At 28.9% G+C, this 14987-nt stretch carries 11 protein-coding genes and 2 pseudogenes; 7 read left to right on the top strand and 6 right to left on the bottom strand.

The features are described from left to right. Positions 1-37 precede the first annotated feature (37 nt). Positions 38-1092, bottom strand: a pseudogene (locus N5A56_RS12370) (endonuclease/exonuclease/phosphatase family protein). A 142-nt stretch (positions 1093-1234) separates the two neighbouring features. Here N5A56_RS12370 and N5A56_RS12365 point away from each other — a divergent pair. The 3 genes and pseudogenes from N5A56_RS12365 to N5A56_RS12350 all read left to right on the top strand — a co-directional run bounded on the left by N5A56_RS12365 (position 1235) and on the right by N5A56_RS12350 (position 5431). Next, positions 1235-3985: a carboxypeptidase-like regulatory domain-containing protein gene (locus N5A56_RS12365; protein ID WP_265725725.1), complete on the top strand. Its 2751-nt coding sequence runs from the start codon at positions 1235-1237 to the stop codon at positions 3983-3985. A gap of 19 nt (positions 3986-4004) precedes the next feature. Next, positions 4005-4807, top strand: a pseudogene (locus N5A56_RS12360) (DUF5689 domain-containing protein); the annotation flags it as partial. 66 nt (positions 4808-4873) lie between these two features. Then, positions 4874-5431, top strand: coding sequence for a choice-of-anchor J domain-containing protein (locus tag N5A56_RS12350; protein ID WP_274270448.1), 558 nt, complete (start codon positions 4874-4876; stop codon positions 5429-5431). A 5-nt stretch (positions 5432-5436) separates the two neighbouring features. On the opposite strand, the gene N5A56_RS12345 is transcribed toward N5A56_RS12350, so the two are convergent. From N5A56_RS12345 to N5A56_RS12325, 5 genes are all read right to left on the bottom strand, one after another. Next, positions 5437-5793 (bottom strand): SdpI family protein, encoded by a 357-nt coding sequence (locus tag N5A56_RS12345; protein ID WP_274270447.1) that lies wholly within the window; start codon positions 5791-5793, stop codon positions 5437-5439. 28 nt (positions 5794-5821) lie between these two features. Continuing rightward, positions 5822-6685 (bottom strand): acyl-CoA thioesterase, encoded by an 864-nt coding sequence (locus N5A56_RS12340; protein WP_265725721.1) that lies wholly within the window; start codon positions 6683-6685, stop codon positions 5822-5824. Beyond that, the gene (locus tag N5A56_RS12335; protein WP_265725720.1) at positions 6675-7151 is read right to left on the bottom strand and encodes a GNAT family N-acetyltransferase; all 477 of its coding nucleotides are present in this window, start codon (positions 7149-7151) and stop codon (positions 6675-6677) included. Before N5A56_RS12335 ends, N5A56_RS12340 begins: the two co-directional genes overlap by 11 nt. Positions 7152-7545: 394 nt before the next feature. After that, positions 7546-7854: a hypothetical protein gene (locus N5A56_RS12330; RefSeq protein WP_274270446.1), complete on the bottom strand. Its 309-nt coding sequence runs from the start codon at positions 7852-7854 to the stop codon at positions 7546-7548. Between the two features lies 1 nt (position 7855). Then, the gene (locus N5A56_RS12325) at positions 7856-8749 is read right to left on the bottom strand and encodes a metallophosphoesterase family protein (protein ID WP_265725718.1); all 894 of its coding nucleotides are present in this window, start codon (positions 8747-8749) and stop codon (positions 7856-7858) included. Positions 8750-8847: 98 nt separating this feature from the next. Between N5A56_RS12325 and N5A56_RS12320 the strand changes: the two genes are divergently transcribed. From N5A56_RS12320 to N5A56_RS12305, 4 genes are read left to right on the top strand one after another with little or no spacing between them, the layout of a single operon-like run. Beyond that, positions 8848-9336 carry a MarR family winged helix-turn-helix transcriptional regulator gene (locus tag N5A56_RS12320; protein WP_265725717.1) on the top strand — a complete coding sequence of 163 codons (489 nt, stop codon included), beginning with the start codon at positions 8848-8850 and terminating at the stop codon, positions 9334-9336. Between the two features lie 11 nt (positions 9337-9347). Continuing rightward, positions 9348-10463, top strand: a complete 1116-nt coding sequence (locus tag N5A56_RS12315; protein WP_265725716.1) for an efflux RND transporter periplasmic adaptor subunit — start codon at positions 9348-9350, stop codon at positions 10461-10463. Positions 10464-10466: 3 nt separating this feature from the next. Next, positions 10467-13667 carry an efflux RND transporter permease subunit gene (locus N5A56_RS12310; protein ID WP_265725715.1) on the top strand — a complete coding sequence of 1067 codons (3201 nt, stop codon included), beginning with the start codon at positions 10467-10469 and terminating at the stop codon, positions 13665-13667. Then, entirely contained in the window at positions 13654-14982 is a 1329-nt protein-coding gene (locus N5A56_RS12305; RefSeq protein WP_265725714.1) for a TolC family protein, read from the top strand. The genes N5A56_RS12310 and N5A56_RS12305 overlap by 14 nt, the downstream gene beginning before the upstream one ends. The last annotated feature ends 5 nt before the right edge of the window (positions 14983-14987 follow it).

Raw genomic sequence — 14987 nt, 5'->3', positions numbered from 1 at the left:
ACAACTTAATAGTTGTGGGTTTTTTGCGTTTTATAAATTATTTTTTATCTTTAATTAAATACATGTATACAGGATAATGATCTGAATATCCGCCAGTATAAGCTCCATTAGAAAAACTTCTAAACGGATAGCCTTTAAATCTTCCTTTTTTATGATTTAAAAATTTTTTATTAAAAATCATAGCTTTATACATTTTATAAGTAGAAAAATCTTTTTTTCCTTTATCTAATAATGGAGACGAAATTAAAATCATATCAAAAAGATTTATATTGTCTCTGTAAACAAGAGTGTTAAAACCTCTTCTAAACATGTTTTCATAAGGATTGTAAATGTCATTTTTACCAACGTTTTTTTCTTACTTTTCGTTTTTAATACCTTTTTAAAACTACTGTTTATAGGATCATCATTAAAATCTCCCATGCTAAGAATTTTAGCATTAGGGTCATTCTTTTTAATTTGAGCAATAATTTTTGTGTTTTGAAAGGCTGCTTTTTCTCGTAAAGGTCTACTCTTAGCTTCTCCGCCACTTCTAGAAGGCCAATGATTAACAATTATATGAATCAATTCATCATCTAAATAACCAGAAACTAGTAGTTGATCTCTAGTGTAAACTTTAAAATTGTTTTTGTAAATTCTGGGATTAAAAGCTTCATGATGTATGGGCTTAAAATATCTTTTCTGATATAACAAAGCAACATCAATACCACGTTTGTCTGGAGAATTGTAATGAATAATACCATAATCTTTATGAACTAAGTGTTTAGATTTTACTAAATCTTCGATTACACTTAAATTCTCTACTTCAGATATACCAATAATAGCAGGACTTGTATTTGCTTTTTCTTCACCAATTTGTGCAATTGTACTTGCGAGTTTATCAATTTTATCCCAATAAATTTTAGACCTATTTATTTTTATAGCCATCATTGGGCTTGCTTCATCATTTTTAGTTACATCATTTATAGTATCAAATAAATTTTCTAAATTATAAAAAGCGATAGTTCTAATTGTATATTCTTTACTCTTCTTTTGAGAGAAAACAGAAGTAATAGATAAGGAAAACAGTAAAATTAAAAATATTTTCTTATTCATATTTATGATGTTTTTTTTAGTCTAAAGGTAGTAAACTAAGACTGTTTTGAATAGGAAGTTAGCATGTTTTTAGAAATGTTAAATTTTTTTACCTAAATTTAGATGCGACTGAGAAAAAGAAAAATTAGAGTATAAAGTATTTATGAAAAAAATTGTTATGGCAACATGTTTGCTATTAATCTCATTTATAGAGGTTAATGGTCAAAACATTGTAAAAGGAATTGTTGTAGACAGTAATTCCGAAAAACCACTTTCTGGAGTTTTAATTAAGTTAAAGAACACTAAACAGCGTATTTTAACGAATATTAAAGGTGTTTTTAATTTTGAAAACCTATTAAAACGGAGTTCTATTTTAGAAATTTCATTTAATGGTTATGAAACTCAAAACTTTCCTATCGAACTTACTGGCAAAACGATAGATTTAGGTACTGTATTTTTATATAAAAACCTTCAGGTTGAAGAAGATCTAAGTATTATTACACTTACGGATGATGAGTTAAATGATGATACTAGTGCAGCTGATAATATTTCTGGACTTTTACAAGCATCAAAAGATATTTATTTACGAACCGCAGCATTTGAGTTTAGTTCTTCTTTTTTTAGAATTAAAGGCTTAGATTCTGGAAACGGTAAAGTGCTTATTAATGGTATAGAAATGAATAAAATATTTGATGGTAGAGCACAATGGAGCAATTGGGGTGGTTTAAATGATGTGTTAAGAAATCAAGAATTTAGTAATGGTTTATCGGCATCTAGCTATACTTTTGGTGGTGTTTTAGGGTCTACAAATATTAGTACAAGAGCTTCGCAACAAAGACCAGGAACAAGTATTTCGTACTCTTCATCCAACAGAAGTTATGAGCACCGTTTTATAGCAACTCATGCTACTGGTATGATAAATAATGGTTGGTCTATGACTTTTTCTACGAGTAGAAGAGTTGGTAATGAGGGTTTTAATGAGGGTACAACTTATAATGCATACTCGCTTTTTGCAGCCGTAGAAAAGAAACTTAATGATAAACATAGTTTGGCCTTAACTGCTATTTTTACACCGAATAGACGAGGAAAATCATCACCAAATACACAAGAAATCTTTGATATAAAAGGAATAACGTATAATGAATATTGGGGTTTTTTAAATGGTAAAAAAGTAAACTCAAGAATTAAAGAAGTAAAAGAGCCAATTTTAATGTTGAATCATTATTGGGATGTATCAAAAAATACTTCATTACAAACTAATGTTGCTTATCAATTCGGTAACATAGGAAATAGTCGTTTAGACTTTAATGGTGGCGCAAATCCAAGTCCTTCTTATTATCAATATTTACCAAGTTATCAACTTAGAAATGGTGATTTAGCAGGTGCTTATGAAGCGCTTCAGAATTTTAAAAATGACGGGCAATTAGATTGGAATCGAATTTTTGAGGCAAATTTAACCAATGCTAATTTTGGTGTGGAGAATGCGTACGTAATTTATGAAGATAGAGTTGAAGATAAGCAACTATCTGTAAATACGATTTTTAACTCAGAAATAAACAATAATATAACCTTAAACGCTAAAATTGAATATAAACGATTACGCTCTAACAGTTTTGCAAATATTATAGATTTATTAGGTGGAATAGGTTATTTAGATATTAATAATTTTGCAGATACTGAATCTGAACGACAGAATAATTTATTGAATCCAAATTTTATTGCAAAAGAAGGAGATACGTTTAAATACAATTATAATATAAATTCAGATGTTGCAAGTGCGTTTTTACAAAGTCAGTTTAAAAGCAAAAAACTAGATTTCTTTGTAGCTGCAAATCTCTCTAAAACTTCACATCAAAGAGAAGGTTTGTATCAAAACGGAAGGTTTACAGATAATTCACTTGGTAAATCTAAGAAATTACAATTTACGAACTATGGTTTAAAAGCTGGAGCAACTTATAAAATTACCGGAAGACATTTAATTAATGCAAATGCATCCTTTTTTACTGATGCGCCAACAATTAGAAACTCATTTTCCAACTCAAGAGAAAATAATAATACTGTAGAGAATCTTACAAGCGAAAAAGTGTTTTCTACAGATTTAAGTTATATTGTAAGAAGCCCAATAATTACATCGAGACTTACTGCTTATTATACTAGCGTAAAAGACGCAACTGAAATTTCTTTTTACTTTGGTGATGGAATTGGTGGAGACAACACAGCTTTTGTACAAGAAATTTTATCTGGCATACAGAAAAAACATTTAGGTATAGAATTAGGCGTTGAGGCCCAAGTAACATCATCTATAAAATTAAAAGGAGCAGCTTCTATTGGGCAATTTACCTATGCAAACAATCCAAATTTATATCTAACTTCAGATATAACAAACGAAGGTGTTTTCGATAAAAATGGTCGTTCTGGAGATTATACCGCAAACCTTAATAACTACAAATTAGCTGCTGGTCCACAAAATGCATATTCTATTGGTTTCGAATACAGAGACCCAAGTTATTGGTTTATTGGTGCTACAGCAAACTTTTTTAGCAATACATATGTTGATGTTGCTCCTTTAAATAGATCTAGTAATTTTTTTACAGATTCTGATGGTTTGCCTTTTTTAGATTATGATTTAGAAATAGCAAAAGAGTTATTAAACCAAGAAAAATTTGATGCGTATAAAGTGATAAATTTAATTGGAGGTAAATCTTGGAAAGTAAATGACAAGTTTATTAGTGTTTTTGCAACGGTAAATAATTTACTAGGTAAAGAGTATAAATCTGGTGGATTTGAACAAGGTAGAAACGCAAATTATAGAGAGTTAAAAAGTGATAAAACTTTAGATATACCCGTCTTCGGAAATAAATATTGGTATGGTAGAGGTGCAACTTACTTTTTAAATATAAGCATACGATTTTAAAAAAAATAAAAAAAGGAATATGAAAAGTGATAAAATAGTAATTCTAACCTTAGTTTTTTTAACTAGTATTTTCTTCTTCTCTTGTGTAGAAGATGGAGATTTTAAAGTACCAGAAAGCTTAGGGATTGAAGAAAACGAAAATCTAAATTTATTATTAGATAGTATTAAAAATAATCAATTAGAGTTAAAATCCATTAAAGATTTAAAGAGCTTGTACCTTTCTGGAAGCGATCCTCTAAAAATAGTTTCCAATATAGTTGTAAAAGGATACGTTGTTTCTTCAGATAAAACCGGGAATTTTTTTAGAGAATTTTATATGCAAGACGCACCCGAAAATCCGACTTCTGGTATTAAAGTAGCTTTAAATTTAAACAATATTTATAATAAATATAACTTTGGTAGAGAAGTATATATCAAACTTAAAGATTTATACTTAGGAGAAACAAATTCTGGAGATGGTGTTACTACAATTGCAGGTAAAATAAAGTTAACAGATGCTAGAGAGGTTGAGAGTATTACGTTAAATCAAGAAGAAGACCATTTATTTAGGTCGTTAACAACTGAAGAAATTATACCCAAAAATATAACTTTAGGTGGTTTAGATAACGCTTCTATTATTGGTACTTTTATATCGATAGAGAATGCTTTTTTTCTGTTAATTTATTAGACAAAACTTTTGTAGATCCAAACGAAGATTTTGACACTAAACGTACTATAGAAACTTGCCAAGGACCAGGTTATGTTACTACTTTTTTAGAAACAAGTTCTTTTGCTAGTTTTGCAAATAAAGCATTACCAGAAGGTGGCGGAACTATTAATGCTTTAGTTTCTAAAGATTTTGGTGGAGATTTTACTGTTTTGGTTTTAAATTCTGCTGATGATCTTGTAATGGAAGAAGCTAGATGCGACCCCGTAGATTTAGTAGATTATTCTTTAACACTTTTAAACCAAGATTTTGAAGCTACTTCTGGTGAAATAAATATTTTAAATTGGACGAATTATAAAGAGTTTGGTACAAAATCTTGGAGAGCTTACGACGATGCCAATTCATTAAGTAGAGCTGCTAGAATGAGTTCTTACAGATCTGGAGATGCCCAAAATGTTTCTTGGTTAATTACTGAAGGAATTGATTTAAATAACACAACCGAAGAGTATTTATCTTTTGAAACATCTACTTCGTTTGCAGATGGTAGTGAGTTAGAAGTTTTAATTTCTACTAATTGGGATGGTTTAACAGCATCAATTTCTACAGCTACTTGGATTTCTTTACCTGCAAGAATTGCACAGAATAATGACGACTTTAATGCATTTAAAAATTCGACCTTTATAAATTTATCAGATTATTCCGGAACGGTTTATATTGCATTTAAATATACCGGTAATGGAAACGATAGTTTTGATGGAACTTACGAGTTGGATAATGTAGTTGTAATTGCTAAAAACTAGAATTGCTAAAAAGTAGAGTTATTTTTTTTACCTTCTTCTGTAAAGTTATCAGATAAAGCACGTTCTGTTTTAATAATGCTTACAATAATAGATAACATTACTAAAACCATAGGTTCCCAAGTAATTTCTTTCGCAGAAAAATTAGCAAGTACTAAGCCTCCTAAAAAAGATAATCCTGCATAAACAAGTAAGGTTTTATTAAAATTATTATTTGCAAAATCCCAAATTTGTTGATTTTGCATAGCTTTAAAAGTTCTATAGCCGTATAAATTATTTATTTTTTTTGGTGGAAATTTCCAAAATATAATACTTAATAAAAACAACAAACCATTTGTGGTTAAAACATAAATAAGAGAATCCATTTATTTTACTAATTTTAATGTGTGCTTACTATTTTTTAGGTCTTAATAATCCTTCTTGTGCAAATGAAGCTATTAATTTACCATCTCTTGTATATATATTACCTCTGCTTAAACCTCTTGCTCCAAAAGCATTAGGAGAATCTGCAGAAAATAACATCCAATCATTAAAATCGAAATCTCTAAAAAACCACATAGAATGATCTAAACTTGCTGTTTGTGTATTTCCAAAATTATATTCTTTTGCATTTGGGTTAAAAGCAGCATTTAATACATTGTAATCAGAAATATAAGTTAAAATTTGATGCTTCATCTGTAAGTCCATTTTAGGAACATCACCTTTTAACTTAAACCAAATTTCTTCTTTTGCAGGTAAGTTTTTAGGTTCTAAAGGATTTGGTACGCGAACAGGTTTAAAATCTATTGGACGTTCTATACTTAAAAATTCTTTTAAAGATTTTGGTAAGAATGCTCCAAATTGTACAATCATATCATCCCAACTTAATAATTCTTCAGGTTGTTTTAGATTGTTCGTCATTTCTGCTTGATGCTCAAAACCCTCTTCTTGTTTATGAAAAGAAGCAGCTAAAATAAAGATTGTTCTGTCTTTTTGTTTTGCAGTAACTCTTCTTGTAGAAAAACTACCACCGTTTCTAACTTCTTGCACATGATAATCGATAGGAATAGATAAATTACCAGCTTCTAAAAAGTAAGCATGTAAAGAGTTTACAAAACGTTTTTCTTTAACAGTTCTGTAAGCAGCATTTAATGCTTGTGCAATAACTTGGCCTCCAAAAACATTCGGACTACCAATAGTTACGCTTTCACCAGAAAAAATGTTTTTTTCAGTTTCTTTTAAACTTAAAAGATCTATAAGTTCTTTACTATTTTTCATGGAGGTTTTTTATTGCTTTAAACGGAAATTTCTGTTGAAATGGTGTTGGTTGTATTCGTTGCAAAAATAGCTTTAAAATTTTGTTTTTAATACTTTTTTTATGTCGAAGATACATGGTTAAATCTTGCGGAACAGCACCTACAGAACTTTTAATTTCACTAGCAGTTCTTCCAAAATTAATTTTATTTAATCCTTTGCTTATAGCGGTTTCTATATAATCGTATAGCATTCTTTGATAGATTGCATACTCTCTATTTAGTTGATAATCAATGCCTACAAAATGAGCGTCTAAAGAGTTTTTATTAATAACACCAGAAATAAAACCTACCATTTTATTGTTTAACCAATAGGTTTTTAAAACATAGTTTTCGCCTAGTTTTTCTTTTAAATCTTTATAGGTTTCTAAGTTAAAATTACCCAAATTAAAACCTGCATTAGATGCTACAGTTTTATATAATTTAGTCATTTCTGGTAATTGATTTGCTAAGTTAACAGCAGAAACTTCTTCAATTTTAATATTTATACTTTGCTTAAAAGCTTTTTTGCCTTTACGCGAAACTTCGTTTTTATGGCAGCTAAATAATCATCAAAATTTTGCCAGTTTTTATCAACCTTAAGCACCATATTTGGTTCTACAGAAAAAGGATGGTAATTAAATTTCTTTAATTCATCAGTAATAAATAAAGATTCATTGATAAAATCTTTTATTAGAAAAGCATCTATTTTTAAATTTTTATCAGAATTTACAAAATGATGAATACTTTCTGCGAGTTCTTTTAAAATGGCTTTTTTATCTTGATTTTCCTTTATGTAAACTCCATGTTCTCCACTTACAAATGTGTTACCACATATTAATAATTTTAAGGGTTTTTTATCAGGGAAAACATGCAGTTTTCTACCAATATTTTTAAAAATTCGAAATCGTTTTTAATTGAATTTAATTGAAAATCGATAACTTTTATACTAGCAAAAGCTGTTGGTTGTTGCTGTTCATCAACTAAAATAATGTAAGAAAAGATAATTTCTGGGTGATTTTTTTCTAGTGATTTTAAAAAATGTGGATGAAAATAAATATTTTTGGTACAACTTAAAGTTTCCCATATTTGGGAAGGAATCTCATCTATAGAAGAGAAAAATAATGCAGTATTTGTGTTAGAGCAACAAATCAAATTAATTCATATAATGTGTTAAACTTTCTGGTCCTTCTAAAATGGTTCTTTTAATTTGTAAAGTTCCGTTTTCTAAAGTAATAATATGCCATTTTATTAGGCAAATTTCATTGTTTTCAATTTCTATACCTGTTATAGATCTAGGATGTACACAACTTCCGTCATTAAAAAACGGAATTTCATTTTTATCAGGAAAACGTGGTCTGTGTGTATGACCTGTAATCATCATTTGATTATTGTTTTCTTGAATCCATTTTTCTAATTTATGTTCTACTTTTATTCTTTCTTTCCAATTTTGTGCAGGACTTGTTGGATCAGAAAAACCTAATATTTGCAATGGTTTCCAAAGTATTTTTACTAAAAAACTACTAAATCTCCAGCAGACATAATTAAACCAATCTGCTTGATGACCATGTAATAGAAAAATTTGTTTTCCGTTATTTTCGTCTTCTAAAATAATAGCTTCAGAAAAAGATGCTCCTATTAGTAGTTCTTTTTTAGATTCTGTTACAGAGTCGTAATAATAATGCAAGTTCTTACGAATTGCCGATGGTTTTTTGTATTTCATGTCATGATTTCCCCAAATAAAATGTAATCGGTCTTTATCATGAAATTTTTTAAGTCCTAAATAGATGTGTTTATTAGCTTTAAATATTTTGGAGAAGTTTCTATTTTCCCAAAGCTCATCTCCATCACCCAATTCTATATAGGTAAAATCTTTTTTATAATAATGCTCTAATGCATGTTTAAACATGCTGCGGTTGTGTGCAAAATCATCTGCAAAACCATTGTCTCCTCTATGAGAATCGCTAAAAAGCACAAATTTAGAATCTGCATTAAAACAAATTCTTTTGGCGTTTTTAAAAGCACGTGAAATTCTAAAGTTAGAAGACATTTTTATATTTATTGAATTATAAAGATGCGTAAAAAATATGAACGAATAAAATTTGTTTTTTTAACAAAATATTAATTAGTTGCATATGCAACTAATTAATGAATTTAACTATTTTTGCAAAAGTGAAAGAAGAGAAAATATATATCGATTTTGAGAATTCAATTGGTCCTTGGTTGGGTAGAACTGGTAAAATAGTTGATTACTTTATTCAAGAATCGTTTAAATCAAATTACTTAGATCTTACAAAAGAACAAATGATTGTTCTTAAAAAATTAAATGATCAAGATGGTTTAAATCAAAACGAATTGGCTTTTTTAACGTTAAGAAATAAATCTTCGTTAACACGTTTGCTTACTAAAATGGAATCTAAAAAGTATATTTTTAGAGAACAGAGTAAAGAAGATAAGCGTATTAAAAATGTGTATTTAACGGATTTTGGTAAAGAAGTATTTGAAAAAACAAAACCGGTTATTCAAAATTTAATTAGCACTATGGAGCAAAATATTTCTCCAGAAGAAAAACAACAAATAATTAAAATATTTAAAAAAATACAAACTAATTTTTGCTCTAAAGCAGAACATATTTAATTAAACAATTCATGAGAAAAATAATACTTGCCATTTTAGGTGTTTTAACCATATTAGGCGCAATTTTTTTAGGTAACTATTTAGTTGATAAAAATCAAAAACCGAAGCCTAAGTTTAAAAAACAAATAAAAACTGTTTTTATAGAAAATGTATTAAATACAGATATTCCTATAATACTTTCTGCAAGCGGAAATTTAACTGCTAAGAACAAAATTGAATTGTATTCTGAAGTTTCTGGAATTTTAAAATCATCTAACAAATTATTTAAAGCCGGAACAAAATATAATAATTCAGAAATATTGTTAAGTATTAATAGTGATGAATTTTATGCAAGTTTACAATCTCAAAAAAGTAATTTAAATAATTTAATTACTGCAATTCTACCAGATTTAAGATTAGATTACCCAACAGAATTTAGTAAGTGGGAAACGTATTTAAAAGGTTTTGATATGGATAAAACCACACCAAAACTGCCTAAATTTTCTACAGATAAAGAAAAATATTTTATTTCTGGAAGAGGAATTTTAACAGCATATTATAATGTTAAGAATTTAGAGGTTCGTTTGTCTAAATATAAAATTAGAGCTCCTTTTTCTGGAATTTTAACAGAAGCATTAGTTAGTCCTGGTTCTTTAGTTAGAGTAGGACAAAAGTTAGGAGAATATATAGATCCTAGAGTTTATGAGTTAGAAGTTTCTATAAATGCAGCTTTTGCAGATTTATTAAAGGTTGGTAATGCTGTGTCTCTGTCTAATTTAGATAAAACAAAAAACTATGTTGGTAAAGTAGTTCGTGTAAATGGTAAAGTAGACCAAGTTACACAAACTATAAAAGCTTTTGTAGATGTAAAACATCAAGATTTAAAAGAAGGCATGTTTTTAGAAGCGAATCTAGTAGCTAAATCAGAAACAAATGCTATAGAAATTCCTAGAAAATTATTAGTAGATAATGTTGCTGTGTATACTGTTAAAAAGGATAGTATTTTAAGTTTGGTAACAATTAACCCTGTTTACTTTGGTGCAGAATCGGTTGTAATTAAAGGATTAAAAAATAACGATAAAATATTAACACAAATATTACCAGGAGCTTTTGATGGTATGATTGTAAAAACCAACAAAAAGAAATAAGCTATGAAAAAAATCATTACTTATTTTATTAAGTATCCTGTAGCTGTAAATGTAATGATTATTGCATTTATAGTGTTTGGTGCGGTTGGTGCTTTTAGTATGAAATCTTCTTTCTTCCCTTTAGTAGATTCAGAATTAATAAATATTTCTTTAGCATATCCTGGTGCTTCACCTGCAGAAATGGAAGAAGGTGTTGTACTTAAAATTGAAGATAATTTAAAAGGAATTGTTGGTGTAGAAAGAGTTACTTCTGTTTCTAGAGAAAACTCTGCAACGGTAAATATCGAAGTTGAAAAAGGAAAAAATATAGATGTTGTTTTATCAGATGTAAAAAATGCGGTAGATAGAGTTCCGTCTTTTCCTTCTGGTATGGAACCAGCAGTTATAGCAAAAGTAGAAAGCATAAGACCAACCATAAGTTTTACAGTTAGTGGAGATAATATTTCTTTAAAATCGATAAAACAATATGCAAGAAATGTAGAAAATGATATTAGAGGAATCGAAGGGATATCGCAAGTTGCGCTTTCTGGATTCCCAGACGAAGAAATAGAAATTGCCGTAAGAGAAAACGATTTAAGAGCTTATAATTTAACGTTTACAGAGGTTTCTAACGCAATAAAAAATTCTAACATATTAATTACTGGTGGTAATATAAAAACAATTGAAGAAGATTATTTAATTAGAGCAAGTAATCGTTCTTATTATGGTATCGAGCTTCAGAATTTAATTGTAAGAACAGATACAAACGGTACAATAATTCGTTTAAAAGATATTGCAGAAGTTAGAGATACTTGGTCTGAAACACCAGACAGATTGTATTATAATGGAAATTTAGCAATAGATATTACCGTTAGTAATACTAATAATGAAGATTTAATTTCATCAGCAGATAAAATTAAAGAATACATACATCAATACAATCAAGAAAACCAAAATGTACAATTAAGTGTAACTAGCGATAGAAGTTTAACCTTAAACGGAAGAACTCAATTGTTAATAGAAAACGGTGTTGTTGGTATTTTATTGGTTTTATTCTTTTTAGCATTGTTCTTAAACCTCCGTTTGGCAATATGGGTTGCTTTTGGGTTGCCAGTTGCATTTTTCGGAATGTTCATTTTTGCAGCACAGTTTAATGTTACTATTAATGTATTATCACTTTTTGGAATGATCATCGTTATTGGTATTTTGGTTGATGATGGAATTGTAATTGGAGAAAATATTTATCATCATTATTACGATTTAGGAAAATCGAAAATTCAAGCAGCAATAGATGGTACAATGGAAGTAATTCCGCCAATTGTATCTGCAATTTTAACTACAATTATTGCTTTTTCTACCTTCTTTTTTGTGGATGGTAGAATAGGAAGTTTCTTTGGAGAAGTTTCTACAATTGTATTATTAACTTTAACAGTTTCTTTAATTGAAGCATTGGTTATTTTACCTGCGCATATTGCACATTCTAAAGCTTTAGATAGAAAAAGGTTAGAGAACGGAAAAGAGAAAAAGACCAATTTTATTGATACTTTTTTTACTAAAATAAACAGAGCAGCAGACAAATGGTTGTCTAAATTTAGAGATACTTTTTACGTACCATTTTTAAAATTCTGTTTGCAAAACAAAATATTTGCTTTTGCAATACCAATAGCTTTGGTAATTTTTAGCAAATTGGCAATGGATGCTGGTATTGTAAAACAATCTTTCTTTCCAAGAGTTGCTAGTGATCAGGTTAAAATTTCATTAACAATGCCACAAGGTACAAATGAGAAAATTACAGATTCTATTATTTCATCAATAGAAGAAAAAGTTTGGTTGGTAAATAAAGAATATTCAAAAAAACAAACAGGCGATTTAGATGTTGTAGAAAACGTTATAAAACGAGTAGGTCCTGGAAGCGCAAATGCTACTTTAAGTGTAAACTTATTGCCAGGAGAAGCTAGAGATTTTTCATCACCAGAGATAACAAATGCAATTAGCGATAAAGTTGGAAAAGTGTATGGTGTAGAAAGTTTAGTTTTTGGATCTGGAGGTAATTTTGGTGGAAGTCCTGTTGCAGTTTCTTTATTAGGAAATAATATTACAGAACTTAAGGCAGCTAAAAACGAATTAAAAGAGGAATTGGAAAATAATCCACTTTTAAAAGATATTTCAGACAACGATCCAGCAGGAATTAAAGAGGTTAAAATTACTCTAAAAGACAATGCATATTTATTAGGGTTGAATTTACAATCTATAATGAATCAAGTGCGTTATGGTTTCTTCGGCCTACAAGCACAACGTTTTCAGCGTGGACAAGATGAAATTAAAGTGTGGGTTCGTTATGATAAAAAAGACAGATCTTCTATAAACGACTTAGACGATATGCGTATTGTAACACCAACAGGAACAAGAGTTCCGTTTTCTGAAATTGCAAACTATACCATAGAAAGAGGAGACATTGCAATTAATCATTTAAAAGGAAAAAGAGAAATACAGATTACAGCAGATTTAAAAGATTTAGAAACAAGTGCAACAGAAATTTTAGATGATATTAAAACAAGAGTAATGCCTTTAATTACTTCTAAATACCATTCTGTAACGCCACTTTATGAAGGTCAGAATAGAGAAGCAAAGAAAACAACAGACTCAGTTGCTTTGGTAGGCCCAATAATTTTATTGTTGATTTACATTGTAATTGCGTTTACATTTCGTTCTTACAGTCAGCCAGTTTTATTAATAATAATGATACCTTTTAGTATGATTGGTGTTGTTTGGGGGCATTATTTTCACGATTTTTCAATAGGGATTTTATCCTTTTTAGGAATCATTGCTTTAGTAGGAATTATGGTAAATGACGGATTAGTTTTAATAGGTAAATTTAATAATTACTTAAAAGAAGGAATGAAGTTTGATGAAGCTCTTATAGCTGCAGGTCAATCTCGTTTTAGAGCTATTTTCTTAACCTCATTAACAACAATTGCAGGTTTAGCACCTTTATTACTAGAAAAAAGTAGACAAGCACAATTTTTAATTCCGATGGCAATTTCAATTTCTTACGGAATTGCAATTGCAACCGTTTTAACCTTAATAATGTTACCATTATTACTGTCTGTTTCTAACTCTATAAAAGTAGGAATTAAGTGGTTAAAAGTAGGAGAAGAGGTTACAAAAGAAGAAGTAGAAAGAGCAATCATAGAATCTAAATTTGATGAAAATGAAGATCATTAAAAATACAATAGTAGCAGTCGTTTTTTTATCGACTTTACAAGGGATTTCGCAAGAAATTTTAACAAAGAAGCAAGCGTTAGAAATTACGTTAGAAAACAACTTTGGTATTAAAATAGCGAACAATAATTTAGAGGTAGCAAAAAACAATACAAGTATTTACAATACAGGTTTTTTGCCAACTGCAGCTATTTCTTCTGGTGCAAATTATAGTAGAAATAACCAAACAAATACACCACAAACAGGAAATGCTACATCTACAACAGGTGCTGTAACCAAATCTTATAATGCAAGTATTGGTTTAAATTACACTCTTTTTGATGGTTTGGGTAGAAAATATAATTATCAGCAATTAAAAGAAACCTATAATTTAACAGAATTACAGGCTAGAGAAACGATAGAAAATACGTATTTGCAATTGTTTACTTCGTATTTTCAAATTGCAAGATTAACAGAAAATAAAGCAAATTTAAATGAAGCTTTATCAATTTCTAAACAAAGGTTACAACGAGCAAAATACCAATATGAATATGGGCAATCTACCAAGTTAGAGTTGTTAAATGCAGAGGTAGATGTAAATAATGATAGTATTACTTTAATAAGTGCAAACCAACAATTAAGTAATGTTAAGCGTGGTTTAAATATTATTTTAGGTGTTAAAAAAGAAGTGAATTATGTGGTAGATACAGAAGTAGAATTTATGAATATGATGAGTTTTGATGAGCTGCAACAAAAGACAATTGCAAATAACGCTACTTTAAAACAAAACGAAAAAAACCTTGCTATTAGTGAGTTTAATATCAAAATAAATAAATCAAACTATTTGCCAACTTTGGGTTTAAGTACTTCTTATGGTTGGAACCAGAATGATAACGAAAATCTTGCGAATGCTTTTCAGCCAAAATCAACAACATCTAATGGTTTAAATGCAGGTTTAAGCTTGTCTTGGAATATATTTGATGGTGGAAGCACAAAAACAAATGTTGCTAATGCCAAAATAGCCTTTGAGAATCAACAAATTTTATTAGAGCAACAAAAAGTTACGATAAAGAATAATCTTAAAAATACTTGGGAGAATTATAACAATCAATTGTTTGTTTTAAAAGCTCAAGAAAAAAACGTTTTAACCACTCAAAATAATTTTGATAGAACACAAGAACGTTATAAACTTGGGCAAGTAACCTCTATAGAGTTTAGACAAGCGCAAATTAATTTCATCAACTCTAAAACAGCATTAAACAACGCAAAATTTGATGCTAAATTGATTGAATTACAACTCTTACAATTAAGTGGCGATATTTTGAATGTAAAATTTTAATTCAA

This window comes from Polaribacter ponticola (genome assembly GCF_026191475.2).
Taxonomy (GTDB): domain Bacteria; phylum Bacteroidota; class Bacteroidia; order Flavobacteriales; family Flavobacteriaceae; genus Polaribacter; species Polaribacter ponticola.
This window is presented reverse-complemented; position numbering and strand designations above follow the sequence as displayed.

Excerpts from the sequence above, each read along its gene's own strand:
- N5A56_RS12340 (WP_265725721.1), bottom strand. The coding sequence starts at position 6,685 with ATGAAAAATAGTAAAGAACTTATAGATCTTTTAAGTTTAAAAGAAACT.
- N5A56_RS12305 (WP_265725714.1), top strand. The coding sequence starts at position 13,654 with ATGAAGATCATTAAAAATACAATAGTAGCAGTCGTTTTTTTATCGACT.
- N5A56_RS12315 (WP_265725716.1), top strand. The coding sequence starts at position 9,348 with ATGAGAAAAATAATACTTGCCATTTTAGGTGTTTTAACCATATTAGGC.
- N5A56_RS12335 (WP_265725720.1), bottom strand. The coding sequence starts at position 7,151 with ATGACTAAATTATATAAAACTGTAGCATCTAATGCAGGTTTTAATTTG.
- N5A56_RS12345 (WP_274270447.1), bottom strand. The coding sequence starts at position 5,793 with ATGGATTCTCTTATTTATGTTTTAACCACAAATGGTTTGTTGTTTTTA.
- N5A56_RS12350 (WP_274270448.1), top strand. The coding sequence starts at position 4,874 with ATGGAAGAAGCTAGATGCGACCCCGTAGATTTAGTAGATTATTCTTTA.
- N5A56_RS12310 (WP_265725715.1), top strand. The coding sequence starts at position 10,467 with ATGAAAAAAATCATTACTTATTTTATTAAGTATCCTGTAGCTGTAAAT.
- N5A56_RS12365 (WP_265725725.1), top strand. The coding sequence starts at position 1,235 with ATGAAAAAAATTGTTATGGCAACATGTTTGCTATTAATCTCATTTATA.
- N5A56_RS12320 (WP_265725717.1), top strand. The coding sequence starts at position 8,848 with ATGAATTTAACTATTTTTGCAAAAGTGAAAGAAGAGAAAATATATATC.
- N5A56_RS12325 (WP_265725718.1), bottom strand. The coding sequence starts at position 8,749 with ATGTCTTCTAACTTTAGAATTTCACGTGCTTTTAAAAACGCCAAAAGA.